The following is a 24,554-nucleotide window of genomic DNA, read 5'->3' on the forward strand; positions in this document are numbered from 1 at the left end:
CGGCGCACTCGCGGCCAACCCGCCATTAGGCTAAAATTTTGAGTCATGCTAGATCCCCGCGCACAAACCCTCCTCAAGACGCTGATCGAGCGCTACATCGCCGAAGGTCAGCCGGTCGGCTCGCGCACGCTGTCGCGCTATTCCGGCCTGGAACTGAGCCCGGCGACGATCCGCAACGTCATGTCGGACCTCGAGGAGCTGGGTCTCGTGTCCAGCCCGCATACCTCGGCCGGGCGTGTGCCCACGCCGCGCGGCTATCGCCTGTTCGTCGACACCATGCTCACCGTCGAGCCCAGTTCGGACGACGACGCGCTCACGCGGGCGGTAAAGACCACGCTGCGCCCCGGCGAGCCGCAGAAAGTGGTGGCGGCGGCGGCCAGCGTGCTCTCGAACCTCTCGCAGTTCGCGGGCGTGGTGCTGACGCCCCGGCGCAGCCACGTGTTCAAGCAGATCGAGTTCATGCGCCTGTCCGACAAGCGCATCCTGCTCATCATCGTGACGCCCGAAGGCGACGTGCAGAACCGCATCATGGCGACGCAGCGCGACTTCACGCCTTCCGAGCTCATCGAAGCCTCGAATTACATCAACGCGCACTTCGCGGGCCTGTCGTTCGACGAGGTGCGCCGCCGCCTGCGCGAGGAAATCGACGCGCTGCGCGGCGACATGACCACGCTCATGCACGCGGCCGTGACCGCGAGCACCGAAGAGCCCGAAAGCGGCGACACCTTGCTCATTTCCGGCGAGCGCAACCTGCTCGAAGTGGCCGACCTTTCCTCGGACATGGCGCGCCTGCGCAAGCTCTTCGACGTATTCGACCAGAAAACCAGCCTGCTGCAGCTGCTCGACGTCTCGAGCCACGCGCAGGGTGTGCAGATTTTCATCGGAGGCGAGTCGCAACTCGTGCCGATCGAGGAAATGAGCGTGGTGACGGCTCCCTACGAGGTGAACGGCAAGATCGTCGGCACGCTCGGCGTGATCGGACCGACGCGCATGGCGTACAACCGCGTGATTCCGATCGTCGACATCACGGCGCGCCTGCTCTCGCTCACGCTCAGCCAGAACTGAGCGCCGCATCGGGCACCGGGCATCGGACCACCCTCTTTCCGACGATCATCCCTCGAAAGGCGTGGCGCGCGCCATCGGCCGAATCGCCAACGTGCGGTGAGTCGCCGCGTCGCGGGTCCGGTTTGGCCCGCCAGGACCGCCCGCTATAATGCTTGTTTCATGCAACCGTTGCTGCGCATTCGCGCGGCGCCACTGATCGCCTATGCGTTTCGACCTGGAGCGGCCTTCGCAGTCCGCCGCGGCGCATCGCGTCGCCGTGCTGCTCATCAACCTGGGCACGCCGGACGCGCCCACGCCGCGCGCCGTGCGCCGCTATCTCGCGCAGTTTCTGTCCGATCCGCGCGTGGTCGAGATTCCGGCGCCGATCTGGCAGGTCATCCTGCGCACGCTGATCCTGCCGTTTCGCGGCCGGTCGTCGGCGAAGAAGTACGCGGCGGTCTGGACGCCCGAGGGTTCCCCGCTGCGCGTGCATACGCAGAAGCAGACCGACGGCCTGCGCCATCTGCTGCAAATCAACGACTACACGGTCCTCGTCGATTACGCGATGCGCTACGGCACGCCCGACATCCCGGCGATGCTGAACCAGCTCAAGCTCGCGGGCGCGGAACGCATCCTGCTCATGCCGATGTATCCGCAGTACTCGGCGTCGACCACGGCCACGGCGTTCGACGCGGCCTTCGCCGCGCTGCGCCGCATGCGCAACCAGCCGGAAATTCGCACGGTGCGCGGCTATCACGACCATCCGGCGTATATCGCGGCGCTCGCGGCCCAGGTGCACCAGTACTGGCACGCGCACGGCAAACCCAATTTCGCGGCGGGCGACCGCCTCGTGCTGAGTTTTCACGGGGTGCCGAGCCGTACGCTCGATCTGGGCGACCCGTACCACGACCAGTGCCAGCAAACGGCCGCGCTCCTTATGCACGCGCTGGAGCTAACGCCGGTCGAATGCCGGGTGACCTTCCAGTCGCGTTTTGGGCGGGCGCAATGGCTCCAGCCATACACGGCGCCCACGCTGCGGGAACTGGGCGCGGGCGGCGTGCACCGTGCGGACGTGTTCTGCCCTGGTTTCACGGCGGATTGCCTGGAAACCATCGAGGAAATCGGCATGGAAGTGCGCGACGAGTTCCTGCACGGCGGCGGCAAGGAGTTTCACCGCATAGCATGCCTGAATGCCTCGCCGGCGTGGATCGCGGCGCTGGGCGAGATTGTTGCGCAGCACCTGCAGGGCTGGCCCGTGCAAGCCGCGGCGCCGGCTGGCGCAGTGGCCTGACCCAGTGAACTGAGCGTGAACTGCGCGGCGCATCCGGAAAGCTTCTGATGAACTACAAGATTTCGACCGAACCTGGCGCGCGGCTGCGCATCGACAAATGGTTATGGGCGGCGCGTTTCTTCAAGACGCGCTCGCTCGCCTCGGACGCCGTGAGCAAGGGGCGCGTGCGCATTGGCGGCGACGCCGTGAAGGCGTCGAAGGACGTGCGCGTGGGCGACCTCGTCGAAATCGAGATCGATCACGTGGTCTGGGAAGTGCAGGTATTGGGCATTTGCGAGATGCGCGGGCCCGCCAGCATCGCGCAGACGCTCTACGCGGAAACTGAAGCCGGGCGCGAGCGACGCGCGGCGGAGCAGGACCGGCGCCGGCTCTTTCGCGAACCGGCTGCCGTGTTGCAGGGCAGGCCGACCAAGCGCGACCGCCGCACTATCGACAAATTTTCGCGTGAGGGTTGAAGAGCGCTTCCATCGTAGCGTGCACGCCCCCGTATTCCGTCGTGTTTTCGTTCACGGCGCCCGACATGCAGATGGTCGTAGTCCCGGCGATGAGTACCAGCGCGACCACCGATATGGCAAAGGTCAGTTTCACGGTACTCCCCTTGGGATCGCAGCAAAACAGCCAGTCTCGAGGCCCGGATAGCGTTTTTATGTGCGGTGATGCTGCTACAAAAGGTGCTGTCCGTGGGCCCATTCGGTGCGGTGCCGGACTCAGGGTAAACGCGTCATGAGCAGCACCTGTTCCTGAGTGTAGGTCAGGGATGTCCCTTACTCAATTTCATTTTTGCGGCGCTGCAGTACTGATTGTTACGGGCGATTTCGCGGCTTGATTTTCTGTATAAAAAAGCCGCAAGCGCCTCTTGAAACAAGCGATCCGGCACCCATGTGCTCTCGCGATGTCCGAAGCCTCTGTCGCGTCGGCGCAACGGCCTAGGCGCAGTAGAGCGGCCGGCGTCATGGCGCCCGAAGCTTTGTTCCCTTTTTCACTATTCAACCACGTTCAGCGACATGGAAAACACGCAAGAGAACCCGACGAGCCAGAACCCCACGCCCGCGGACGAGGCGTCGCAGGCAGCCCAGCCCCAGGCGGCTGAAGCGGCCGAGCAGGCAGCCCAAGGCGGCGTGGACCAGAACGCAGCGGCGCTTGCCGAGGCCGCACTGGCCGAAGCCCAAGCGAAAGTCGCCGAATTGCAGGACGCCTTCGTCCGCGCCAAGGCCGAGACCGAGAACGTACGCCGCCGCGCGCAGGAAGACGTCGCCAAGGCGCACAAGTTTGCGATCGAAAACTTCGCCGAGCATCTGCTGCCGGTGATGGACAGCCTCGAAGCCGCTCTCGCCCATAACTCGGACGACCTCGCCAAGGTCAACGAAGGCGTCGAACTCACGCTCAAGCAGCTCACCGGCGCGCTCGAGAAGGGCAAGGTCCTCGCGATCAACCCCGTGGGCGAGAAGTTCGACCCGCACCGTCACCAGGCCATCTCGATGGTCCCGTCCGAGCAGGAAGCGAACACGGTGGTCAGCGTGCTGCAAAAGGGCTATGTGATCGCCGACCGCGTGCTGCGTCCGGCGCTCGTGACTGTTTCGGCACCGAAGTAAGAAAGATGTAAGTAATGCGGTGGCCTGAAGGAACCCAAAGGAACCCAGAGGCCCTGCGATTAAAAAAAATGATGGAACGCATAGCCCAAACCCCTTGAAATCGCCGTAGCGGCACTTATTTGGGCAGTAGTTCCGTATTGAAGTGGACGCCAGCCGCGCACAAGGGAAAACGCGGCTCGAGCATGTAGTTACCTGCGCAGCGCGAAAGCGGCGTCCGCACAGCGACCAAATTCTGGAGATTTGACAAAAATGGGCAAAATCATTGGTATTGACCTCGGCACCACCAACTCGTGCGTGGCGCTGATGGAAGGCAATCAGGTCAAGGTGATCGAGAACTCGGAAGGCGCCCGTACGACGCCTTCGATCATCGCCTACATGGACGACAACGAAGTGCTGGTCGGCGCACCGGCCAAGCGCCAGTCGGTCACGAACCCGAAGAACACGCTGTACGCAGTCAAGCGCCTGATCGGCCGCCGCTTCGAAGAGAAGGAAGTGCAGAAGGACATCGGCCTGATGCCCTACAAGATCGTCAAGCACGACAACGGCGACGCCTGGGTCGAAGCGCATGGCACGAAGCTCGCGCCGTCGCAGGTATCGGCTGAAGTGCTGCGCAAGATGAAGAAGACCGCTGAAGACTACCTCGGCGAGCCGGTCACCGAAGCCGTGATCACGGTTCCCGCGTACTTCAACGACAGCCAGCGTCAGGCCACCAAGGACGCCGGCCGCATCGCCGGTCTGGAAGTCAAGCGCATCATCAACGAGCCGACGGCAGCCGCACTCGCGTTCGGTCTGGACAAGGCCGAAAAGGGCGACCGCAAGATCGCCGTGTTCGACCTCGGCGGCGGCACGTTCGACATCTCGATCATCGAAATCGCGGATGTCGACGGCGAAATGCAGTTCGAAGTGCTCTCGACCAACGGCGACACGTTCCTCGGCGGTGAAGACTTCGACCAGCGCATCATCGATTACATCATCGGCGAGTTCAAGAAAGAGCAGGGCGTCGACCTCTCGAAGGACGTGCTCGCGCTGCAACGCCTGAAGGAAGCCGCTGAAAAGGCCAAGATCGAACTGTCGTCGGGCCAGCAGACCGACATCAACCTGCCGTACATCACGGCGGACGCCTCGGGTCCGAAGCACCTGAACCTCAAGTTCACGCGCGCCAAGCTGGAAGCGCTGGTCGAGGAACTGATCGAGCGCACCATCGAGCCGTGCCGCATGGCGATCAAGGACGCAGGCGTGAAGGTCGGCGACATCGACGACGTGATTCTCGTCGGCGGCCAGACGCGTATGCCGAAGGTGCAGGAGAAGGTCAAGGAGTTCTTCGGCAAGGACCCGCGCCGTGACGTGAACCCGGACGAAGCCGTGGCCGTTGGCGCCGCGATCCAGGGGCAGGTGCTCTCGGGCGACCGCAAGGACGTGCTGCTCCTCGACGTGACCCCGCTGTCGCTCGGTATCGAGACGCTCGGCGGCGTGATGACGAAGATGATCAACAAGAACACCACGATCCCGACCAAGCACGCACAGGTCTACTCGACGGCGGACGACAGCCAGTCGGCCGTGACGATCAAGGTGTTCCAGGGCGAGCGCGAAATGGCGGCGGGCAACAAGCTGCTCGGCGAGTTCAACCTCGAAGGCATTCCGCCCGCACCGCGCGGCGTGCCGCAGATCGAAGTGACCTTCGACATCGACGCGAACGGCATTCTGCACGTGGGCGCGAAGGACAAGGCCACCGGCAAGGAAAACAAGATCACCATCAAGGCGAACTCGGGTCTGTCGGAAGCCGAAATCGAGAAGATGGTGAAGGACGCCGAAGCGAACGCGGAAGAAGATCACCGTCTGCGCGAGATTGCCGACGCGCGCAACCAGGGCGACGCACTGGTTCACAGCACGAAGAAGGCCGTGGCCGAGTACGGCGACAAGATCGAAGCCAGCGAAAAGGAAACGATCGAAGCCGCGCTGAAGGACCTCGAAGAAACGCTGAAGAGCTCGTCGGCCGACAAGGCGACGATCGAGGCGAAGGTCGAGGCGCTGTCGGCAGCGTCGCAGAAGCTCGGCGAGAAGATGTACGCGGACATGCAGGCGCAGCAGGCAGGCGCGGCCGGTGCCGCCGGCGCGGGTGCCGCAGGTGCCGGTGCGGCCGAGCAGGGCGCGCAGAACGACGCCGACGACGTGGTCGACGCCGAGTTCAAGGAAGTCAAGAAGGACTAAGCCGGTTCGTGGCGGTCATGACCGTTCTGCCTGATCAGCGAACGGTCGTGATCCGATGAAAGCGACTACGAAAGCGGCCGCATCGGTTACGATGCGTGTCAGCATTGCAGCGCCTGGCGAGCCATCCGGCTCTCCGGGCACATTTGTTTTATGGAGGCCGTTCTCTTTCAGGGGCCGCCGCGGCGTGAGAAGCGCCTGTGCGGATGTTCAGGGGAACGGCAAACGGGTCACGAGATCCAGCATTCAAGAGGAGCCGGCGCGCGCCGTGAAGCGCGAGGCCGGCGTTGAACCGATATGGCGAAACGGGATTACTACGAGGTTCTGGGCGTCGCGAAGAACGCGAGCGACGACGAAATCAAGAAGGCGTATCGCAAGCTCGCGATGAAGTACCACCCCGACCGCAATCCGGACAACAAGGATGCGGAAGAGCATTTCAAGGAGGCCAAAGAGGCCTACGAAATGCTGTCGGACTCGCAAAAGCGCGCGGCTTACGACCAGTACGGCCACGCCGGCGTCGATCCCAACATGGGCGGCGCGGGCGCGCAGGGCTTCGGCGGGTTCGCGGACGCTTTCGGCGACATCTTCGGCGATATCTTCGGCCAGGCCGCTGGCGGCGGCCGCGGTGGCCAGCGCAGCGGCCCGCAGGTGTATCGCGGCGCGGACCTGCGCTACAGCATGGAAATCTCGCTGGAGCAGGCGGCGCACGGCTACGAGACGCAGATCCGCGTGCCGGGCTGGACCGGCTGTGAAGTCTGTCACGGCTCTGGCGCGAAGCCCGGCACGAAGCCCGAAACCTGCCCGACCTGCCATGGTTCGGGTTCGGTGCGCATGTCGCAAGGCTTCTTCAGCATCCAGCAGACTTGCCCTAAGTGCCACGGCACGGGCTCGTACATTCCTGAACCCTGCACGAACTGCCACGGCGCAGGCAAGGTCAAGGAAACCAAGACGCTCGAAGTGAAGATTCCGGCGGGCATCGACGACGGCATGCGCATCCGTTCGGCCGGCAACGGCGAGCCTGGCATCAACGGCGGGCCGTCGGGCGATCTGTATGTCGAGATCCACATCAAGCAGCACGCGGTGTTCGAGCGCGACGGCGACGACCTGCACTGCCAGATGCCGATTCCGTTCACCACGGCGGCGCTGGGCGGCGAGATCGAAGTGCCGACGCTGGCGGGCCGCGCCTCGTTCACGGTGCCCGAAGGCACGCAGTCGGGCAAGACGTTCCGTCTGCGTGGCAAGGGCATCAAGGGTCTGCGTTCGAGCATCGCCGGCGATCTGTATGTGCATGTTCAGGTGGAAACGCCGGTCAAGCTCACCGAACACCAGCGCGAGATGCTGCAGCAGTTCGAGAAGTCGCTCGTGGAGGGCGGTTCGCGCCACAGCCCGCAAAGCAAGAGCTGGTTCGACCGCGTGAAGAGCTTCTTCGACTGACGCGCTTTTCCGGCGTCACCATGCAGCAGGTAAGCAGCAGGTAGTGATCGCAATGGCAGTCAATGCTGGCGGCGCGACTTTCGCGCTGCTCGACGATGGCGACTCGACGGCGGTGAGCCGTTCGAGCCGCCTCTATACGGGGTTCGTGCGCGAGCTTGCGTGCCAACGCGCGGCGGATCTCGACGCGGTGTGCGCGCAGGCGAATGCCGAACTGGCCAAGGGCCTTCACGCCCTCGTGATCGGCGACTACGAGTTTGGACGCACGCTCGAATTCGCCAGGCGCGACACGACCTCATCCAACGAAACGCAGCACGGCCACGCCGCGCTGCGTTTTTTATTGTTCGAACGCTGCAAAACGCTCTCGCGCGAGGAAGCCGATGCCTGGCTCGCGGCGAAAGAGGGCGCTGAAGCGCCTGCGTCTGCAGGCGTGGCGGGCGTGACGATCGGTGTCGATCGCGAGCGTTTCGAGCATGACATCGCCGCCGTGCAGGATGCCTTGCGCGCGGGCGACTCGTATCAGATCAACTACACCTACCGGCTCGGCTTCGAGGCGTACGGTTCGCCGCTCGCGCTTTACAGGCGCTTGCGCGAGCGCCAGCGCGTGCGTTACGGCGCGCTGATCGCGTTGCCGGGCGACTGCTGGGTGCTCTCGTGCTCGCCGGAGCTGTTCGTGGAGAAGCGCGGCCAAACGTTGCGCGCGAAACCGATGAAGGGCACGGCCGCGCGCAGCGCCGATGCGCAGCAGGACGCCGCCGCCGCGCGTTTTCTCGCGAACGACCCCAAGAACCGCGCCGAGAACGTGATGATCGTCGACCTGCTGCGCAACGACCTCTCGCGCGTCGCGCAAACCGGCTCGGTGCGCGTCCCGGCGCTCTTCAGTGTCGAGCCCTACGCGTCCGTCTGGCAGATGACTTCGACCGTGGAAGCGACGCTGCGCGAAGGTACGACATTCGCCGGCGTCATGCGCGCGCTTTTCCCGTGCGGCTCGATCACGGGTGCGCCCAAGCACCGGACGATGGAACTGATCGAAGCGCTCGAGCATGCGCCGCGCGGGCTTTACACAGGCACGATAGGCTGGCTCGAAGCGCCCACGGCAGGCGAGGTTTGCGGCGACTTTTGCCTCTCGGTCGTGATCCGCACGTTGACGCTCGATGCGCCGTCCGGGGGCACGGGCGCCACGCGGCGCGGCGAAATGGGCGTCGGTGCGGGCATCGTGCTCGACAGCGTGGCCGCCGACGAATACGAGGAGTGCCGCTTGAAAGCCCGTTTTCTCACCGATGCCGACCCGGGCATCGAATGCTTCGAAACGATGTACGCGACGCGCGCTGAGGGCGTGCGCCACGTGGAGCGCCATCTCACGCGGCTCGCGGCGAGCGCGGCGTGGCTCGGCTTCCCGTGCGACGTTCAAGCGTTGCGAGCGCGCATCGACGAAACCTTGGCCAAACTTGCTGACCAAAACGCGCCACACCGTTTGCGTCTCGCACTCGGCAAGAGCGGGGCACCGACGATTACCAGCGCACCGCTTGCGCCGCTCGCGCAAGACACCGTAGGCGTGCTGCTGGCATCAGACTACTGCTTTGCGCCGGTCGAATCCGCCGACGCGCTGTTGCTGCGCAAGACTACGCGCCGTGCAGAATTCGATCGCGCGTGGCGCGAAGCCGAAGCACAGGGCGGCTTCGACATGCTGTTCTTCAACGAGCGCGGCGAGCTGACAGAAGGGGGCCGCTCGAACGTGTTCGTGAAGCGCGACGGCAAGTGGTTCACGCCACCGCTCGCCTCGGGCGTGCTGCCGGGCGTGATGCGCGGCGTGCTGCTCGACGACGATGCATTCGGCGCACAGGAGCGCGTGCTCAGCCGCGACGATGTGCTCGACGCCGAGGCCTTGATGCTCACGAACGCGCTGCGCGGCGCGGTGCCGGCGCGCTTGATTCGATGAAGCTCGCGTAGCGCACCACAGGCGCACCACAAAAACAAAGCGCGCTCCCAACGGAGCGCGCTTTGTTGATTCTGCGAAGCGAAGCTGCCCAATCAGAACACGTGCTCGGGCCCCGGGAACGTGCCTTCCTTCACGGCCTGCACATACGCGCGCACGGCCGATTCGATATCGGGCTGGCCCGTCATGAAGTCCTTCACGAAGCGCGGCCGCTTGCCGGGGAAAATGCCGAGCATGTCGTGCAGCACGAGCACCTGGCCCGAGCAGTCCACGCCCGCGCCGATGCCGATGGTCGGAATGCGCAGCTGCTTCGTCACTTCCGCGCCGAGCGCCGCGGGCACGGCTTCGATCACCACGAGCTGCGCGCCGGCATCCTGCAGCGCCAGCGCGTCGCGAATCATCTGCGTCGCGGCCGCATCGCTCTTGCCCTGCACCTTGAAGCCACCGAACGCATGCACCGATTGCGGCGTGAGGCCGATGTGCGCGCACACGGGCACGGCGCGCTCCACCAGCATCTTCACCGTGGGCGCGAGCCATTCGCCGCCCTCGATCTTCACCATCTGCGCGCCGGCGCGCATGAGCTTCACCGAGTTCGCAAACGCGTCTTCGGGCGTGCCGAAGGTGCCGAACGGCAGATCGGCGATGATCAGCGCCTTGGTCTGCGCGCGCGCCACGCAGGCCGTGTGATAGGCGATGTCGTCGATGGTGACGGGCAGCGTCGTGGTGTGCCCCTGGAGCACGTTGCCGAGCGAGTCGCCGATCAGCACCGTATCGACGCCCGCGCGCTCGCACAGCGCCGAGAAGCTCGCGTCATAGCACGTCAGCATCGCGATGCGTTCGCCTGCATCGCGCATGGCCTGGAGTTTGGGCACGGTGACCGCGCTGCGGCTCGTTTCCTGCAGGTAAGTCATGGGAAATCCGTTGGGAAAGGGAAAACGGGGAGGGGCTGCGCCGCGCGATCGCGCCGATGAGGCGGTTATAGCGACGTGCCCTTGACGAAGGATTCCTTGCGGCCGCGCATCGTCTCGATACGTTCGGCGACGAGCGCGAGGTCCGCATCGGAACCTGGCAGATCCAGATGCTCCGCGCCGACGGTGAGCACCGGCGCATGATCGTAATGATAGAAAAAATCGTTGTAGCTGTCGCAGAGCGCCCGCAGGAACGCACTCGAAATAGCCAGCTCGCGCGGCAATGCCCGCTTCTGGATGCGCGCGTACAGCGCCTCGGGGCTCGCCTGCAGATAGACGACGAGGTCGGGCGTGGGCGCCGATGAGCTCAGACGCGAGGCGAGCGCGCGGTAGAGCGGCAGTTCGTCTTCGGCGAGTGTGAGACGTGCGAACAGATCGTTGCGTTCGGCAAGGAAATTCGTCACGAGCGGCACGCCCGCTTCGCGGCGCGCGGCGACGTCGCGCGAAAGTTGCTCGCGCTGCAAGGCGATATGCAACTGCGCCGCGAGCGCGTGCGACGAGGGCGCGGTGTCGCGATACACGCGTTCCAGAAACGGATTCTCGGCGTTCGATTCGAACAGCGTCTGCATCGACCAGCGTTCGGCCAGACGCGTCGCGAGCGTCGTCTTGCCCGCGCCGATCGGCCCTTCGATCACGATGTACTGGAGCGCGGCCGGTCGCGTGGCACGCGCGCTGACGACGGGCAGGGGTGTCGTGCTCATCGGCAGTTGCCGGAGCCGGAGGGCGGCGTGTCCGGTGCTGGCGCCACACCCATGCACTGGCACAACGGCTTGACCTTCTCGATGCGCTGGGCGGCCACGGCGGCGAGGAACGCGCTGGCGGGCCCCTGGCCCGGAATCACGAGTTCGGGATCGATCTCGACGAGCGGCACGAGCGCGAATGCGCGGCCCGTCATGCGCGGATGCGGCACGACGAGGTCGGTTTCGTCGATGGTGGCGTCGCCGTAAAGCAGGATATCGATGTCGAGCGTGCGGGGCGCGTTGCGAAAGGGGCGCTCCCGGCCGAAATGATGTTCGACGCGCTGGCACAGGCCGAGCAGCGCGTGAACCTCGAGACTCGTCTCGATCTTCACGACGCAGTTGTAATAGTCGTCGCCGCCCGCGTCGATGGGCGCGGTGCGGTACAGACTCGATTTGGCGACGACGGTGAGGGTGTGCTGTTGTGCAAGGCACACCACCGCGTCTTTGAGGGTTTGGCGCGCATCCCCCAGATTCGCGCCAATTCCCAGCCAGGCAACCGTCATGGCTTCACTTCCTGCGACTTTTGTTGCGGTTCGACGCATGTGCGCCGCGGCAAGCCGCGACGCCGCACGGCGTCAGTCCTCGTGCGGACCGGCGTGGCCGTCATAGTCCGCACTGCTGGCTTCATGCACATCACCGGCAGCGCCGGCTTCCGATACAGCACCTTCGCCCGTTCTGCGGCTCTTCGCGCCGCCGCGGCGGCGGCGTTTGCGCGGCGAGCGCTCCTTGCCGCCCTGCGCGAGAAGCGTCTCGCGCTCGGCGTTGTCGCCGGAAATGAAGTCCGTCCACCATTGGCCGACTTCGGCGTCCAGCTCGCCCGATTCGCAGCGCAGCAGGAGGAAATCATACCCCGCTCTAAATCTTTGGTGTTCCAGCAGCTTGATCGCGCCGCGGCCACGTTTTTCGAGGCGCAGCTGCAGGCCCCAGATCTCGCGCATATCCGACGAAAAACGACGGTGAATCGCCAGTTTTTCCGTTTGCGCGTCGATGACGTCGTCCATCGCGCGATGCAGCGCCGGCACGGGCAATTCGCCTTCGGCCGTATATTGCTGCCAGCGTTGCTGCACGTCGTGCCACAGCAGCGTGGCGAACAGGAAGCCCGGCGAGACCGGCTTGCCTGCACGTACGCGCGCGTCGGTGTTCGACAGCGCGAGCGTGATGAAGCGCTCGCCTTGCGGCTGTTCGAGCACCACGTCGAGCAGCGGCAGCAGGCCGTGATGGAGCCCTTCCTTGCGCAACCACTTGAGGCACTCGAGCGCGTGGCCCGAGAGCAGCAGCTTGAGCATTTCGTCGAAAAGACGCGCGGCCGGTACGTTGTTGATGAGGTCTGCGAGCTTCACGATGGGGTCGCGCGTGTGCTCCTCGATCTCGAAGCCGAGCTTCGCCGCGAAACGCACTACGCGCAGCATGCGCACCGGATCTTCGCGATAACGCGTGGCCGGGTCGCCGATCATGCGCAGCAGGCGCGCGCGCATGTCGGCCATGCCGTTGTGGTAATCCAGCACGGTTTGCGTGGCCGGATCGTAGTACATCGCGTTGATCGTGAAGTCGCGGCGCGTGGCGTCTTCGTGCTGCTCGCCCCAGACGTTGTCGCGCAGCACGCGGCCGCTCGCATCGACGTGGTGTGTCTTGCGGTCGAGCTCGTCGCGGCGCATGCGCTTTGCGGGCGCCGGCGTCGGCGCGGGCGCTTCGGCGTCCGCAGGCGGCGCGTCCACGAGCGCGCGGAACGTCGAGACCTCGATGATTTCCTGGCCGAACTGCACGTGCACGATCTGGAAGCGCCGGCCGATGATGCGCGCGCGGCGGAACAGCTTCTGCACCTGGTCGGGCGTGGCGTCGGTGGCGACGTCGAAGTCCTTGGGCGCCACGCCGAGCAGCAGATCGCGCACCGCGCCGCCCACGATGAACGCGCGGAAGCCCGCCTGCTGCAGACCTTCGGTCACGCGCACGGCGTTGCGCGAGATGAGCGCGGGATTGATGCCGTGGACGTCGGCGGAAAGGATGACGGGCGTGGCCGGATCGGGCGCGCCCTCGCCGGCGCGCGGCTTCGAAGTCTTCTGCGCGCTGGCCGGCTTGCGGCGCGCGCGGGTGCTGCCGGCGAGCGCGGTTGCGCCTTCATGCGAGGCCGTGTCCGGATCTGCGGCGGGGGCTTCGGTGTCTTGCGCCGCTTCGGCGTCGTCCTGGCCGAACAGCTTGCGGATGAGTTTCTTGATCACTGGGCTTGGAACAAATCGAGAATGCGCCAGCCCGCTTGTTGCGCGTGAGCGCGCAGGGTGTCGTCGGGGTTGGTGGCGATCGGGTCGGTGACGTTTTCGAGCAGCGGAATGTCGTTGTGCGAGTCGCTATAGAAGTAGCTGTGCTCGAAGTCCGAAAGGCGCTTGCCGAGCGAGGCGAGCCATTGCTCGACGCGCACGATCTTGCCTTCGCGGTAGCTCGGCGTGCCCGTCGGGCGGCCGGTGAAGGCCGAGGCCGGATGGCCGTCCACGGTTTCGACTTCGCACGCGATCAGCTTGTCCACGCCGAACACCTCGGCGATGGGCGCCGTGATGAATTCGTTGGTGGCCGTGACCACGCAGCAGAGGTCGCCCGCTTCCTTGTGCTTTTTCACGAGCTCGACTGCGCTTGGCAGGATGGTCGGCTTGATCACCTCGTGCATGTACTGGTCGTGCCATTCCTTCAACTGCGCGCGCGAATATTTCGCGAGCGGCGTGAGCATGGCGACGAGGTAAGCGTGGATGTCGAGCTTGCCGGCCTTGTAGTCGGCGTAGAAGCGGTCGTTTTGCTCCGCAAAGCGCTCGCCGTCGACAATGCCGAGCTTCACCATGAAGCGGCCCCATTCGTGGTCGCTGTCGGTGGGGATCAGGGTGTGATCGAGATCAAAAAGTGCAAGGTTAGCCATGGGCGCTCATTTTACTTGAAGCGGGAGACGCCGTTGCCGCCGTCGGCGGGCGGCGTCGGCGCGGCGGGGTCCGCGGGGGATTCGGGGCCTGGAGGCGCGTCGTTCTGGGCGGGCGCCTTGTTCTCTTGCGATCGCGACGTCTCCGACGTCTCCGACGTATCGGGCGTCGACGGTGGCTGTCCCGGCGTCTCGCCCGGGTTTGTCTCGGGTGCAGCGGTGCCGGCGGGCGGATCGAGGTCGCCGCGCAACTCGCCGGTCATCTCGTTGCTCACGTCGGCATCGACTTCGCCCTTGAGTTCAGTGCCCAGTTCCTTGTGGACGACATGACGATATTTGGCCCCCAATTCGCCTTCGACGTTGTCAGTCGGCTTGTCGAAGGGCACGGGCGTTGGCGGGCGCGCCTGCAACGCCGGTGGTTTCGGCGCCTCGTAGGGCTGGGCGTCGTCGGGCCCGGCGGCGGGGGCTTCCGGCTCGCTGGGGAAGAGCGACGGCTCCTCGCCTTCTGCGGATGGCGTGGGGGCCACCGCGTTGCCGCTAGGCTCATCTTCGCGCGCGTCACTCGCGTCGTCCGTTTCTGCCGGCGCTTCGGCGGACAATTCTTCGTCCGTCGGCAATGCGCTCGCGACGCTCACCAGATCGCCCACGCCCTTCGCGAGCATCGCGCGCAACAGCGGCAGCGTCACCGCGCGCTTCTGTTCGAGTGAAAAGCGGTCGAGCGCGTCGAGCAAGCCCATCAGGCTCGGCATGTCGCGCCGGAAATGCGTGAGCAGGTAGGCGGGCACGTCGTCGGCGAGCGCAATGCCGCGCTCGCGCGCCGCGAGCTTGAGGATGGCCGCCTTGCCTTCGTCGGAGAGCGGCGCGAGATGGAACACGAGGCCCCAGCCGAGGCGCGTGCGCAGGTCCTCGCGCACGGCGAGACCCATGGGCGGCGCGTTGCCCGTCGCCACGAGCGCGCAGGCGGGGTAAGAGCGCACCTCGTTGAACAGGTTGAAGAGCGCGATCTGCTGCGCGCCCGAGAGCGAATCGCAGTCGTCCACCGCATAGATCGTCACGCGCGGATCGAACGTGAACGCCGCCAGCGCGCTTTGCGGGCCCAGATACCGCACATGGCCCGGCGGCGCTTCGTCGGCGAGTGCGTGCAGCAGGTGGCTGCGCCCGTTGCCGGGCTCGCCCCAGACATAGAACGTGCGATCGGCGATCGGGCCCGCCATGAGCGCCGCGTCCAGACCGCGCAGGCGCGCGACCAGCTCGGCGTTGGCGCCGATATGGAAGTTGTCGAAGGTCGATGGCGGCGGGGTGCCGAGATCGAGCGTTAACTGTCGCTGCACGGTGTGTCTGGACGGAGTCGGTTCTAGTAAAGCGTGCTCTCGTGAGAACCACGGAGGTCACTGGGCCGCGGCCGCCGCAGCACGATGCCGAAGGCGAGCGCGATCCCGGTCCCGATAACGGCCCGACGCTGGTACGGTGCGTAATACGGTGTGTTGTGCGGCAAAACTCGGTTTCCGGTTGTGGGGCACAGGCGAGGCGCGTTCCAAATCTCGCTCCACCCGCGGCGGCGGGGCGCCGTCAATCGGTTAAAATCGCATTTTACCGACCTTCTGGCGCTTCCCCATGAATCAACCGAAATCCGGCCCCGCTAATCAGGCACAGTCGCAGGACCAAGGCCTCTCCTACGCCGACGCTGGCGTCGACATGGTCGCGGGCGACGCGCTCGTCGATCGCATCAAGCCGTTTGCGAAGAAGACCCTGCGCGAGGGCGTGATGGGCGGCATCGGCGGATTCGGCGCGCTCTTCGAAGTGCCGAAGAGGTACAAGGAGCCCGTGCTCGTGTCGGGCACCGACGGCGTGGGCACCAAGCTGCGCCTCGCGTTTCATCTGAACAAACACGACACGGTCGGCCAGGATCTCGTCGCAATGAGCGTGAACGACATTCTCGTGCAGGGCGCCGAGCCGCTGTTCTTCCTCGACTACTTCGCCTGCGGCAAGCTCGACGTCGATACGGCGGCCACGGTCGTGAAGGGCATCGCGCAAGGCTGCGAGCTGTCGGGCTGCGCGCTGATCGGCGGTGAAACGGCCGAAATGCCGGGCATGTACCCCGACGGCGAATACGATCTCGCCGGCTTCGCGGTGGGCGCGGTCGAAAAGAGCAAGATCATCGACGGCAGCACAATCGCCCCGGGCGACGTGGTGCTCGGTCTCGCCTCGAGCGGCATTCACTCGAACGGCTTCTCGCTCGTGCGCAAGATCATCGAGCGCGCGCAGCCGGACCTCGCCGCCGACTTCGACGGCCGCTCGCTCGCCGACGCGCTGATGGCGCCCACGCGCATCTACGTGAAGGCGCTGCTCAAGCTGATGGAAACCATCACGGTCAAGGGCATGGCGCACATCACGGGCGGCGGCCTCGTCGAGAACATTCCGCGCGTGCTGCGCGAAGGCCTCACGGCCGAACTGAACCACGCGGCATGGCCGCTGCCGCCGCTCTTCACGTGGCTGCAAAAGCACGGCGGCGTGGCCGATGCGGAAATGCACCGCGTGTTCAACTGCGGCATCGGCATGGCCGTGGTCGTGGCGGCGGATCAAGCCGACGCCGCTGCCTCGCTGCTGGCCGCCGCGGGCGAGCAGGTGTGGAAGATCGGCGTGGTGCGCGAAAGCAGGGAAGGCGAAGCACAGACTGTGGTGGTCTAAGCCTCGCGCGTTGCCGCGCAAAAAAATGCCCGCCATCGATTGGCGGGCATTTTTGCATTTCGGCGCCGCGTTTGGCGTTACAGCACCGTGCGCACGTGCCACAGCTCGGGAAAGAGCACGACATCGAGCATCTTGCGCAGATACGGCGCGCCATTCGTGCCGCCCGTGCCCTGCTTGAAGCCGATGATGCGCTCGACCGTCGTCACGTGGCGGAAACGCCACTGACGGAACGCGTCTTCGAGATCGACGAGCTCTTCGGCCATCTCGTACAAATCCCAGTACTCCGAAGGATTACGGTACACCTCCAGCCACGCCGCCTCGACCGTCGCGTCGTGTTCGGTCGGCAGGGTCCAGTCGCGGTTCAGGCGCTCGGGCGCGATCGCGAAGCCGCGCCGCGCGAGCAGGCGAATCACTTCGTCGTAGAACGAGGGTGCTTCGAGCGTCGCTTTCACCTGCTCGAAAATCTCGCCCCGATGCTCGTGCGGCTTGAGCATCTGCACGTTCTTGTTGCCGAGCAGGAACTCGATCTGCCGGTATTGATACGACTGGAAGCCCGACGACGCACCGAGATACGGCCGCATGGCCGTGTATTCGGAGGGCGTGAGCGTCGAGAGAACGCTCCACGCCTGCACGAGCTGCTCCATGATCCGCGAGACGCGCGCGAGTTGCTTGAACGCGGGCGGCAGCGCGTCGCGGTGCACGTTGGCGAGCGCCGCGCGCAATTCGTAGAGCGCGAGCTTCATCCACAGCTCGCTCGTCTGATGCTGCACGATGAACAGCATCTCGTTGTGGTCGGGCGAGAGCGGATGCTGCGCACCCAGCACCGCGTCGAGCGCGAGGTAGTCGCCGTAGCTCATCGACTTCGAGAAGTCGAGCTGTGCGTCGTGCCAGCCTTCGCCTTCGCCTTGTGCCGCAGGCGCTTGCGCAGCGGAAGCGGGCGCGGCGGCGCCGTGTCCGAACGGGCAGCCGCCACGTGCTGCGCTGTGGGTCTCACTCGTGGTTTCACCCGCGTCGGGCATGCCCGGGATTTGCATGTGATCGTTCATCTGCCGCTCCTCAGGTCACCGCGCCGCGCTCGGCGAATTCGGGCTTGCGCCAGGACTCGGTGGCGAGCACGTCACGCAGCGTTTCCACGGCGTCCCACACATCGACGTAACGCAGATACAGTGGCGTGAAGCCGAAGCGCAGCACGCGTGGCTCGCGATAGTCGCCGATCACGCCGCGCGCGATCAACGCCTGCATCACCTCATAGCCGTGCGGATGCTCGAAGCTCACGTGCGAGCCGCGCTCCGCGTGAGCGCGCGGCGTGACGAGCGTGAGGCCGTATGCCTTGCAGCGCGTCTCGACCAGTTCGATGAAGAGATCGGTGAGCGCGAGCGACTTGCGGCGGATCGCCTGCATGTCGGTTTGCAGGAACACGTCGAGACCGCACTCGACGAGCGCCATCGAAACGATCGGCTGCGTGCCGCACAGATAGCGGCCGATGCCGTTGTCCGGACGATAGACGGGGTTCATCTCGAACGGCGACTTGTGGCCCCACCAGCCAGAAAGCGGCTGCGAGAACGCATCCTGATGACGCTTGGGCACCCACACGAAACCGGGCGAACCGGGGCCGCCATTCAGGTACTTGTACGTGCAGCCCACCGCGTAGTCGGCGTTCGCGCCGTTCAGGTCCACGGGCACGGCGCCCGCCGAATGCGCGAGATCCCACAGCGCGAGCGCGCCCTGCGCGTGAATATGCTCGGTGAGCGCGCGCATGTCGTGCATCTCCCCCGTGCGGTAGTTCACGTGCGTGATCATCGCGACGGCCACGTCTTCGCGGATCGCGGCACGCAACTCGGACGGATCGTCAACGAGGCGCAGTTCATAACCGCGGTCGAGCTGCTCGATGAGGCCTTGCGCGATGTACAGGTCGCTCGGAAAGTTCGAGCGCTCGGAAACGATCACGCGACGCTCCGGGTCGCGCGCGTTCTGCACGCGCAGCGCGGCGGAGAGCGCCTTGAAGAGGTTGATCGAGATGGTGTCGGTGACGACGACTTCGTCGTCGGCCGCGCCGATCAGCTTCGCGAGCTTGTTGCCCAGACGCTTGGGCATGGCGAACCAGCCCGCCGTGTTCCAGCTGCGGATCAGGCCTTCGCCCCATTCGCCGCCGATCACGGCCTGCGCGCGCGCAGCCGACGCCGAAGGCGGCACGCCGAGCGAGTTGCCGTCGAGATAGATGGTGCCGGCCGCGAGCGTGAATTGCTCGCGCAGGGTGGCGAGCGGATCGGCGTGATCGGCTGCCAGGGCTTCGTTGCGGTCGTTCATGTCTACGTTTCTTGGTTTGGCTAATTCAAGGGATTCAGTCGGCGGCCGAAGGCAACTCGCGTAGCACGGCGCGCACGGGGCTGGCGTCGAGCGTCGCGAACTTCAGCGGCAGTGCAATGAGTTCGTAGTCGCCGGGCGCCACGTCATCGAGCACGACGCCTTCGAGGATCGCCATGCCATGGGCGCGGATACGGTGATGCGCGTCCATCGTCTTCGATTCCTGCGGGTCGAGCGAAGGCGTGTCGATGCCGATGAGACGCACGCCGTGCGCGGCGAGTAGATCGATCGTTGCGGGCGCGACGGCGCAGAACTTGCTGTCCCAGCGGTCCTGCGGCGCGTGCGCGTAGGTGCGCAGCAGCGCGCGCGGCGGGATGCCGGGCAACGCGCCTTCCACGTGTTCGGGCAGCACGAGCGGCGCGGCGCCCACGCAATGAATGACGCGGCACGCGCCGATATACGTGTCGAGCGGCACTTCGCCGATCGGCGCGCCTTGGGCGTCGTAGTGCAGCGGGGCGTCGGTGTGCGCGCCGGTGTGTGGCGACAGCGTCACGCGCGCGACGTTGACCGGCGAGCCCGCCTCCATGCGCCACACGCGCTCGACGCCAACGGGCGTATCGCCGGGCCAGACGGGCGTTTCGGGGTGAATCGGCGGGGAAATGTCTTTGATCTTGGTCATGTCAGTGGCGTCTTGCGTTTGCTTTGTCTCCTGTCGGCCGCACTCAGTGCGGTCCCAAGCAAGGCTGATGCTTCGAATGATAGGCAACCCCGCGCGAAATGTGCTTGCGAAAAAAACGCCGCAAACTTCGGTTGTTGGCACATAATTTGTCTTAAGACGGGAATGGAGACCAAATATGAACGCAATCTCGCTTGATGCTACCGATTGCCGTATTCTCGCCGTGCTGCAGAACGAGGGGCGGATCAGTAATCTCGATCTGGCGGAGCGCATTTCGCTTTCGCCGTCGGCGTGCCTGCGCCGTTTGCGGCTGCTCGAGGAGCAAGGCGTGGTGGAGCGCTACCGCGCGAGCCTGAACCGGGAGATTCTCGGCTTCGAGATGGAGGCGTTCGTGCAGGTGTCGATGCGCAACGACCAGGAGAGCTGGCACGAGCGCTTCGTCACGGCGCTGCGCGACTGGCCGGAGGTGGTGGGGGCGTATGTGGTGACGGGCGAGACGCACTACCTGCTGCGCGTGCTCGCGCACAACCTCAAGCACTACTCGGACTTCGTGCTCAACAAGCTGTACAAGGCGCCGGGCGTGATGGACATCCGCTCGAATATCGTGCTCACGACGCTCAAGGTGGAAGTGGGCGTGCCGGTGGACCTGATCGCGCAGCGCGAGCCAAAGAGCGCGTCGGCGTAATCGGGAAAGACGGGGCGCGCGCCGCGCCGTATCAGAGCGACTGGAGCTGGTGGAACGCGCCGCCGTGGAACACGAGCGGCGAAGCGTCGGTGCCGTCCTCGCGCACGCCGCAGCGCTCCACTTCCCCGACGAAAATCACGTGGTCGCCTTCGTCGTAGCGGCTGCGGTTGTGGCACTCGAACCACGCGATCGCGCCGTCCAGCACGGGCATGCCGGTGTCGCCGGCCGCGTGCGAGACGCCCTCGAAACGGTCGCCCTTCACCGTCGCAAAGCGCTTGCACAGGTCGAGCTGCGACGCGGCGAGCACATTGATCACATAATGGCTGTTCGAGCGGAACACGGGCATGGATGCCGAGCGCGTGGCGAGGCTCCACAGCACGAGCGGCGGATTGAGCGAAACCGAGTTGAACGAGCTGGCCGTGATGCCGATAAGCGTGCCGTCGGGCGCGCGCGTCGTGATCACGGTCACGCCGGTGGCGAACTGGCCAAGCGCGCGGCGGAATGCGCCGTCGTCGAAATTGGGCGGGCTGGCGCGGCGGGTCATCGGTGCTGGCCTTCACGGGCCGCGCGCGTGGCGGCGGGAGCGGAAATCGGGATCAACGTCATGTGGAAATTCGGCGAATTGTCACAATTTTAGCGGAAGCGGCGGATGGCGGGTCGCGCGGGGCACCGGGCAGCGGTGTCCGCAATGAGGTCCGCGATGGCGTCCGCAGTCACGATCTAAGGAGCGAACAGCATGAGTCAGACAGTCGAAACGGCCACCCTGGGCGGCGGATGCTTCTGGTGCCTGGAGGCGGTGTATCTGCGCGTGGAGGGTGTGAGCGCGGTGGAGTCGGGCTACGCCGGCGGTCACGTGGCGAACCCGAGCTACGAGCAGGTCTGCGACGGCGACACCGGCCACGCCGAGGTCGTGAAGGTGGACTTCGATCCAGCGAAGATCACGTATCGCGAGATTCTCGACATCTTCTTCGCGATTCACGATCCGACGCAGCTGAACCGCCAGGGCAACGACGTGGGCACGCAGTACCGCTCGGCGATCTTCACGCACTCGGAGGCGCAGCGCGAGACGGCCGAGCAGGCGATCCGTGAGCTGGCCGCTGAGGGCGTGTACGACGGCAAGATCGTCACTCAGGTGCTGCCGCTCGACGGCAACTATTTCCCCGCCGAGGCGTATCACCAGAACTACTTCGCGCAGCACCCGAATCAGGGCTATTGCTCGTTCGTGGTGGCGCCGAAGGTCGCGAAATTCCGCCAGAAGTTCGCGCACCGGCTCAAGGCTGAATGAGCTTCAAGTGGCGCGCGGCGGTTTCATTGCCGTTGCGCGCCTCAGTCTTCCTTTTCTTCTTCTGTTTGCGCGCCGGGCGACGTTTCGTCCGGCGTCGCATCACATGCGGCGTGCGGCGCCAATTCCCCGCGCAAGCGTTCCATCTCGTCCGCAATCGCCCGCGCGAGCTTCGCGCAGGTGAGCGGCGCCGATCCCTCCGCCTTGTTGTTCGTCGCGATCAGCACGGGCTGGCCGGCCATCGCGTAGCGCGCGGCCAGTTCCGCGAGCGTGACGCGCGTGTGCGGGTCTTCGTCCACCAGCTTGTCGAACGGCTCGTAGCGCGCCTTCGCCTGCTCGTACCTGAAGCCGCTGTGCAGGCTCCAGCGCACGATCAGCGGGCCGGCCGGGGTTTCGCCGTCCATCAGCGCGAGCGCGGCGGCCTGGCGCAACGGGTCCGGCATGCGGGCGTGCAAGCCTACGCAGTAGCGCACGCCCGCCGCGCGCAGCGTGCGCACGAAGCGCGGCGTGAGCAGGATCGCGTCGCGGATCTCGATGGCGTAGCGGGGACCGTCGCCGGCTGCGGCGGGATCGGTCGGTTGGGGCAGCGGCGGCAGCGCGGCGAGGAAGGCGGTTAGCCGCTCGACGAAGGCCGCTGGCTCGGCCAGCAACTGATCGGGCAGCGGCGGGAACTGGAACACGAGCGCGCCGGCCTTGCTGCCGAGGCCCGCAAGGCAAGGCTCGACGAATTCGCGCGCGGCCAGTTCCGCGTTGAGAAAGCACGGGTTCGCGGAAACAGGTTCGCCACGCTCGCCGCGCACGCTGGCGTCGGTGACGAGCGCCGGCGCCTTCACGATGAAGCGGAAGTGGTCCGGCACCTGCTGCGCGTAGCGCAGGTAATCGGTGACGGTGAGCGGCGCATAGAACGAGCGGTCGATGCTCACCGAGCGCAGCAGCGGATGCGCGCCGTAGGCCGAGAGGCCGTCACGGGCAAGCTTCGACTGGCTATAGTCCTCGCCGTAGACGATGCCGCGCCAGCCCGGAAACGACCACGACGAGGTGCCAAGGCGCACGCTCGCAGGCAGCGCGGCGGCGACGTCGAGCGTATCTTGCGTGGCTACGGCGGGCAGCACACCGCGGCCGCGGCGTTTGGGAGCGTCGGGGTTGGGCGTCGGCTTTTTCCGCAGTTTTTCGCGCGGTACGCCATCTTCGCGCGCTTCGATTTCGCCGTCGTTCTCGCGCGTGTCGCGGGCAGGGCGCTGGGTAGCAGGCTTCGTCGCAGGCGCGCTCGCCGGCGCCGCGAAGCCGAACAAGTCAGGCTGCGGTTCGGCGGCGGCTTCGGCTTTCGGCGTGTTGCGGCGCGCAGCCGGGCGGGCGGCCTGATGCGCGCCCGCCTGGGCCGCGTTGAGGCTGGGGTCGTTGGCCGACCCGCGTGTGCTGTCGCCAAACAGGTCGTGGCCTTCGTCGCGTTCGTTCATGCAGTGGCGTCGCGCTGTGGCGTCGTGATGGCGGTCGTTGGGGCGAAGCCGCCCGGGCCGTGCGCAACTGCGGGAACAGTCGATATGCCGGCGGCGCGGCAAACCGCGCCGCCGCCTGCGTCAGAGGGGCTTCTCGTACATATACCGGCGCGACCACGGCAGCGTGCTCGCGCTGCGGCCGGCCTTGCGGCAGACGATCTGGAAGATCGACACGTCGTCGTGCTCGAACGCGTACGCGCAACCCGCCAGATAAACGCGCCAGATGCGGAACTTTTCGTCGTCGACGAGCTGTTTCGCTTCCTCGGCGCGCGCCTCGAAATTCTCCGCCCACAAATCGAGCGTGTGCGCATAGTGACGGCGCAGGCTTTCCACGTCAACCGCTTCGAGGCCGCCGTGCTGCGCCGCCTGGAGCGCAAGGCCGATGTGCGGCAGCTCGCCGTCGGGGAACACGTAGCGGTCGATGAACTCGCCGCCGCCCAGCGCCGTTTCGCCGGATTCGGCGTCCGACGAGGTGATGCCGTGGTTCATGGCGACGCCGTCGTCGGCGAGCAGGTCGTGGACCTTGCGGAAATAGCCCGGCAGATTCTTGCGCCCGACGTGCTCGAACATGCCCACGCTCGTGATGCGGTCGAATTCGCCCTGGATGTCGCGATAGTCCTGCAGGCGGATCTCGATACGGTCTTCGAGGCCGGCCGCCTTCACACGCGCCGTCGCGAGATCGAACTGGTTCTGCGAGAGCGTTACGCCCACGCAGCGCGCGCCGAACTTCTGCGCCGCGCGCAGCACGAGCGCACCCCATCCGCAGCCGATGTCGAGCAGCGTGTGACCTTCCTTCACCTGGATCTTGGTGAGGATATGGTCGATTTTCTTGAGCTGGGCGGTGGCGAGGTCTTCGTCGCCGTTTTCGAAGTACGCGCACGAATAGACCATGTTCTCGTCGAGCCAGAGCTGGTAGAACTCGTTCGAGACGTCGTAGTGGTACTGGATGGCCTGCTTGTCCGTGGACTTCGAGTGCGTGAAATAGCGGCGCACGCGTGCGAGCTTGCTGGCGCTGGTGACGGTGTTGCGCGCGAGCGAATAGCTGATGTTGATGATGTCGGCGAGCTTGCCTTCGATGTCGATCTTGCCCTTGACGTAGGCCTCGCCCAGGTTGTCGAGGCTCGGCGTGAGAAGAAGCGGCAGCGCCGACGCGCTATTGACCTTGAGCGTGACCCGAGGCGCGGCGAAGTGGCCGAAGTCGTATTGCTGGCCGCTCCAGAGCACGAGGCGGGCGGGCAAGTCGGCCTTGCTGCGCACTTCTTCTACCCACTGTGCGAGTTTTTTCTCCCAGAACATGCGTTTCTCTCCATGTCAGATGAA

The 24,554-nt window shown here is 65.7% G+C and carries 21 protein-coding genes and 1 pseudogene; 10 read left to right on the forward strand and 12 right to left on the reverse strand.

The window, feature by feature from the left end; translation table 11 throughout:
* Positions 1-45: 45 nt before the first annotated feature.
* The 7 genes from hrcA (at position 46) to pabB (ending at position 9,502) form a co-directional block, all read left to right on the forward strand.
* Positions 46-1,065 carry a heat-inducible transcriptional repressor HrcA gene (gene hrcA / locus AB4Y43_RS06300; protein ID WP_028202023.1) on the forward strand — a complete coding sequence of 340 codons (1,020 nt, stop codon included), beginning with the start codon at positions 46-48 and terminating at the stop codon, positions 1,063-1,065.
* A gap of 202 nt (positions 1,066-1,267) precedes the next feature.
* The gene (gene hemH / locus AB4Y43_RS06305) at positions 1,268-2,335 is read left to right on the forward strand and encodes a ferrochelatase (RefSeq protein ID WP_069267788.1); all 1,068 of its coding nucleotides are present in this window, start codon (positions 1,268-1,270) and stop codon (positions 2,333-2,335) included.
* A 47-nt stretch (positions 2,336-2,382) separates the two neighbouring features.
* Positions 2,383-2,790, forward strand: a complete 408-nt coding sequence (locus AB4Y43_RS06310; RefSeq protein WP_368727251.1) for an RNA-binding S4 domain-containing protein — start codon at positions 2,383-2,385, stop codon at positions 2,788-2,790.
* 549 nt (positions 2,791-3,339) lie between these two features.
* Positions 3,340-3,927: a nucleotide exchange factor GrpE gene (gene grpE / locus AB4Y43_RS06315; protein WP_368616787.1), complete on the forward strand. Its 588-nt coding sequence runs from the start codon at positions 3,340-3,342 to the stop codon at positions 3,925-3,927.
* A 249-nt stretch (positions 3,928-4,176) separates the two neighbouring features.
* Positions 4,177-6,135: a molecular chaperone DnaK gene (gene dnaK / locus AB4Y43_RS06320; RefSeq protein WP_368727252.1), complete on the forward strand. Its 1,959-nt coding sequence runs from the start codon at positions 4,177-4,179 to the stop codon at positions 6,133-6,135.
* 294 nt (positions 6,136-6,429) lie between these two features.
* Complete coding sequence (gene dnaJ, locus AB4Y43_RS06325; RefSeq protein WP_069267783.1) at positions 6,430-7,566, forward strand: molecular chaperone DnaJ; 1,137 nt, start codon at positions 6,430-6,432, stop codon at positions 7,564-7,566.
* A gap of 52 nt (positions 7,567-7,618) precedes the next feature.
* A complete protein-coding gene (gene pabB / locus AB4Y43_RS06330; RefSeq protein ID WP_368727253.1) occupies positions 7,619-9,502 on the forward strand; it encodes an aminodeoxychorismate synthase component I in 1,884 nt (627 codons plus the stop codon).
* 92 nt (positions 9,503-9,594) lie between these two features.
* Here pabB and panB read toward each other — a convergent pair whose 3' ends face one another.
* From panB to hda, 6 genes and pseudogenes are all read right to left on the reverse strand, one after another.
* A complete protein-coding gene (panB, locus tag AB4Y43_RS06335) occupies positions 9,595-10,410 on the reverse strand; it encodes a 3-methyl-2-oxobutanoate hydroxymethyltransferase (protein ID WP_069267781.1) in 816 nt (271 codons plus the stop codon).
* 65 nt (positions 10,411-10,475) lie between these two features.
* The gene (locus AB4Y43_RS06340) at positions 10,476-11,168 is read right to left on the reverse strand and encodes a deoxynucleoside kinase (protein ID WP_368616790.1); all 693 of its coding nucleotides are present in this window, start codon (positions 11,166-11,168) and stop codon (positions 10,476-10,478) included.
* The gene (folK, locus tag AB4Y43_RS06345) at positions 11,165-11,710 is read right to left on the reverse strand and encodes a 2-amino-4-hydroxy-6-hydroxymethyldihydropteridine diphosphokinase (protein ID WP_368727254.1); all 546 of its coding nucleotides are present in this window, start codon (positions 11,708-11,710) and stop codon (positions 11,165-11,167) included. Before folK ends, AB4Y43_RS06340 begins: the two co-directional genes overlap by 4 nt.
* Positions 11,711-11,782: 72 nt before the next feature.
* Positions 11,783-13,423, reverse strand: coding sequence for a polynucleotide adenylyltransferase PcnB (pcnB, locus tag AB4Y43_RS06350; protein ID WP_368727255.1), 1,641 nt, complete (start codon positions 13,421-13,423; stop codon positions 11,783-11,785).
* The gene (locus AB4Y43_RS06355; protein ID WP_368727256.1) at positions 13,420-14,106 is read right to left on the reverse strand and encodes an HAD family hydrolase; all 687 of its coding nucleotides are present in this window, start codon (positions 14,104-14,106) and stop codon (positions 13,420-13,422) included. The genes pcnB and AB4Y43_RS06355 overlap by 4 nt, the downstream gene beginning before the upstream one ends.
* Positions 14,107-14,756: 650 nt before the next feature.
* Positions 14,757-15,434 (reverse strand): annotated as a pseudogene (gene hda, locus AB4Y43_RS06360) (DnaA regulatory inactivator Hda); the annotation flags it as partial.
* A 283-nt stretch (positions 15,435-15,717) separates the two neighbouring features.
* Between hda and purM the strand changes: the two are divergent.
* Entirely contained in the window at positions 15,718-16,791 is a 1,074-nt protein-coding gene (gene purM, locus AB4Y43_RS06365) for a phosphoribosylformylglycinamidine cyclo-ligase (protein WP_368727257.1), read from the forward strand.
* Between the two features lie 77 nt (positions 16,792-16,868).
* On the opposite strand, the gene kynA is transcribed toward purM, so the two are convergent.
* From kynA to kynB, 3 genes are read right to left on the reverse strand one after another with little or no spacing between them, the layout of a single operon-like run.
* Complete coding sequence (gene kynA / locus AB4Y43_RS06370) at positions 16,869-17,837, reverse strand: tryptophan 2,3-dioxygenase (protein ID WP_368683766.1); 969 nt, start codon at positions 17,835-17,837, stop codon at positions 16,869-16,871.
* A gap of 10 nt (positions 17,838-17,847) precedes the next feature.
* Entirely contained in the window at positions 17,848-19,098 is a 1,251-nt protein-coding gene (gene kynU / locus AB4Y43_RS06375) for a kynureninase (RefSeq protein WP_368727258.1), read from the reverse strand.
* Positions 19,099-19,132: 34 nt separating this feature from the next.
* On the reverse strand, positions 19,133-19,774 hold the full coding sequence (kynB, locus tag AB4Y43_RS06380; protein ID WP_368727259.1) for an arylformamidase: 642 nt from the start codon (positions 19,772-19,774) through the stop codon (positions 19,133-19,135).
* Between the two features lie 175 nt (positions 19,775-19,949).
* Between kynB and AB4Y43_RS06385 the strand changes: the two genes are divergently transcribed.
* Entirely contained in the window at positions 19,950-20,456 is a 507-nt protein-coding gene (locus AB4Y43_RS06385) for an Lrp/AsnC family transcriptional regulator (RefSeq protein ID WP_069267772.1), read from the forward strand.
* Positions 20,457-20,487: 31 nt separating this feature from the next.
* Here AB4Y43_RS06385 and AB4Y43_RS06390 read toward each other — a convergent pair whose 3' ends face one another.
* Entirely contained in the window at positions 20,488-21,000 is a 513-nt protein-coding gene (locus AB4Y43_RS06390; RefSeq protein WP_069267771.1) for a flavin reductase family protein, read from the reverse strand.
* Positions 21,001-21,192: 192 nt separating this feature from the next.
* Between AB4Y43_RS06390 and msrA the strand changes: the two genes are divergently transcribed.
* Positions 21,193-21,741: a peptide-methionine (S)-S-oxide reductase MsrA gene (gene msrA / locus AB4Y43_RS06395; RefSeq protein ID WP_133182536.1), complete on the forward strand. Its 549-nt coding sequence runs from the start codon at positions 21,193-21,195 to the stop codon at positions 21,739-21,741.
* Between the two features lie 41 nt (positions 21,742-21,782).
* Here msrA and AB4Y43_RS06400 read toward each other — a convergent pair whose 3' ends face one another.
* Together AB4Y43_RS06400 and AB4Y43_RS06405 are read right to left on the reverse strand one after the other, a co-directional pair.
* Positions 21,783-23,195 carry a DUF72 domain-containing protein gene (locus AB4Y43_RS06400; protein WP_368727260.1) on the reverse strand — a complete coding sequence of 471 codons (1,413 nt, stop codon included), beginning with the start codon at positions 23,193-23,195 and terminating at the stop codon, positions 21,783-21,785.
* 120 nt (positions 23,196-23,315) lie between these two features.
* Positions 23,316-24,530, reverse strand: coding sequence for a cyclopropane-fatty-acyl-phospholipid synthase family protein (locus tag AB4Y43_RS06405; protein ID WP_342947705.1), 1,215 nt, complete (start codon positions 24,528-24,530; stop codon positions 23,316-23,318).
* Between the last annotated feature and the right edge of the window lie 24 nt (positions 24,531-24,554).

It is taken from the genome of Paraburkholderia sp. BR10872 (assembly GCF_040965835.1).
Taxonomy (GTDB): domain Bacteria; phylum Pseudomonadota; class Gammaproteobacteria; order Burkholderiales; family Burkholderiaceae; genus Paraburkholderia; species Paraburkholderia nodosa_A.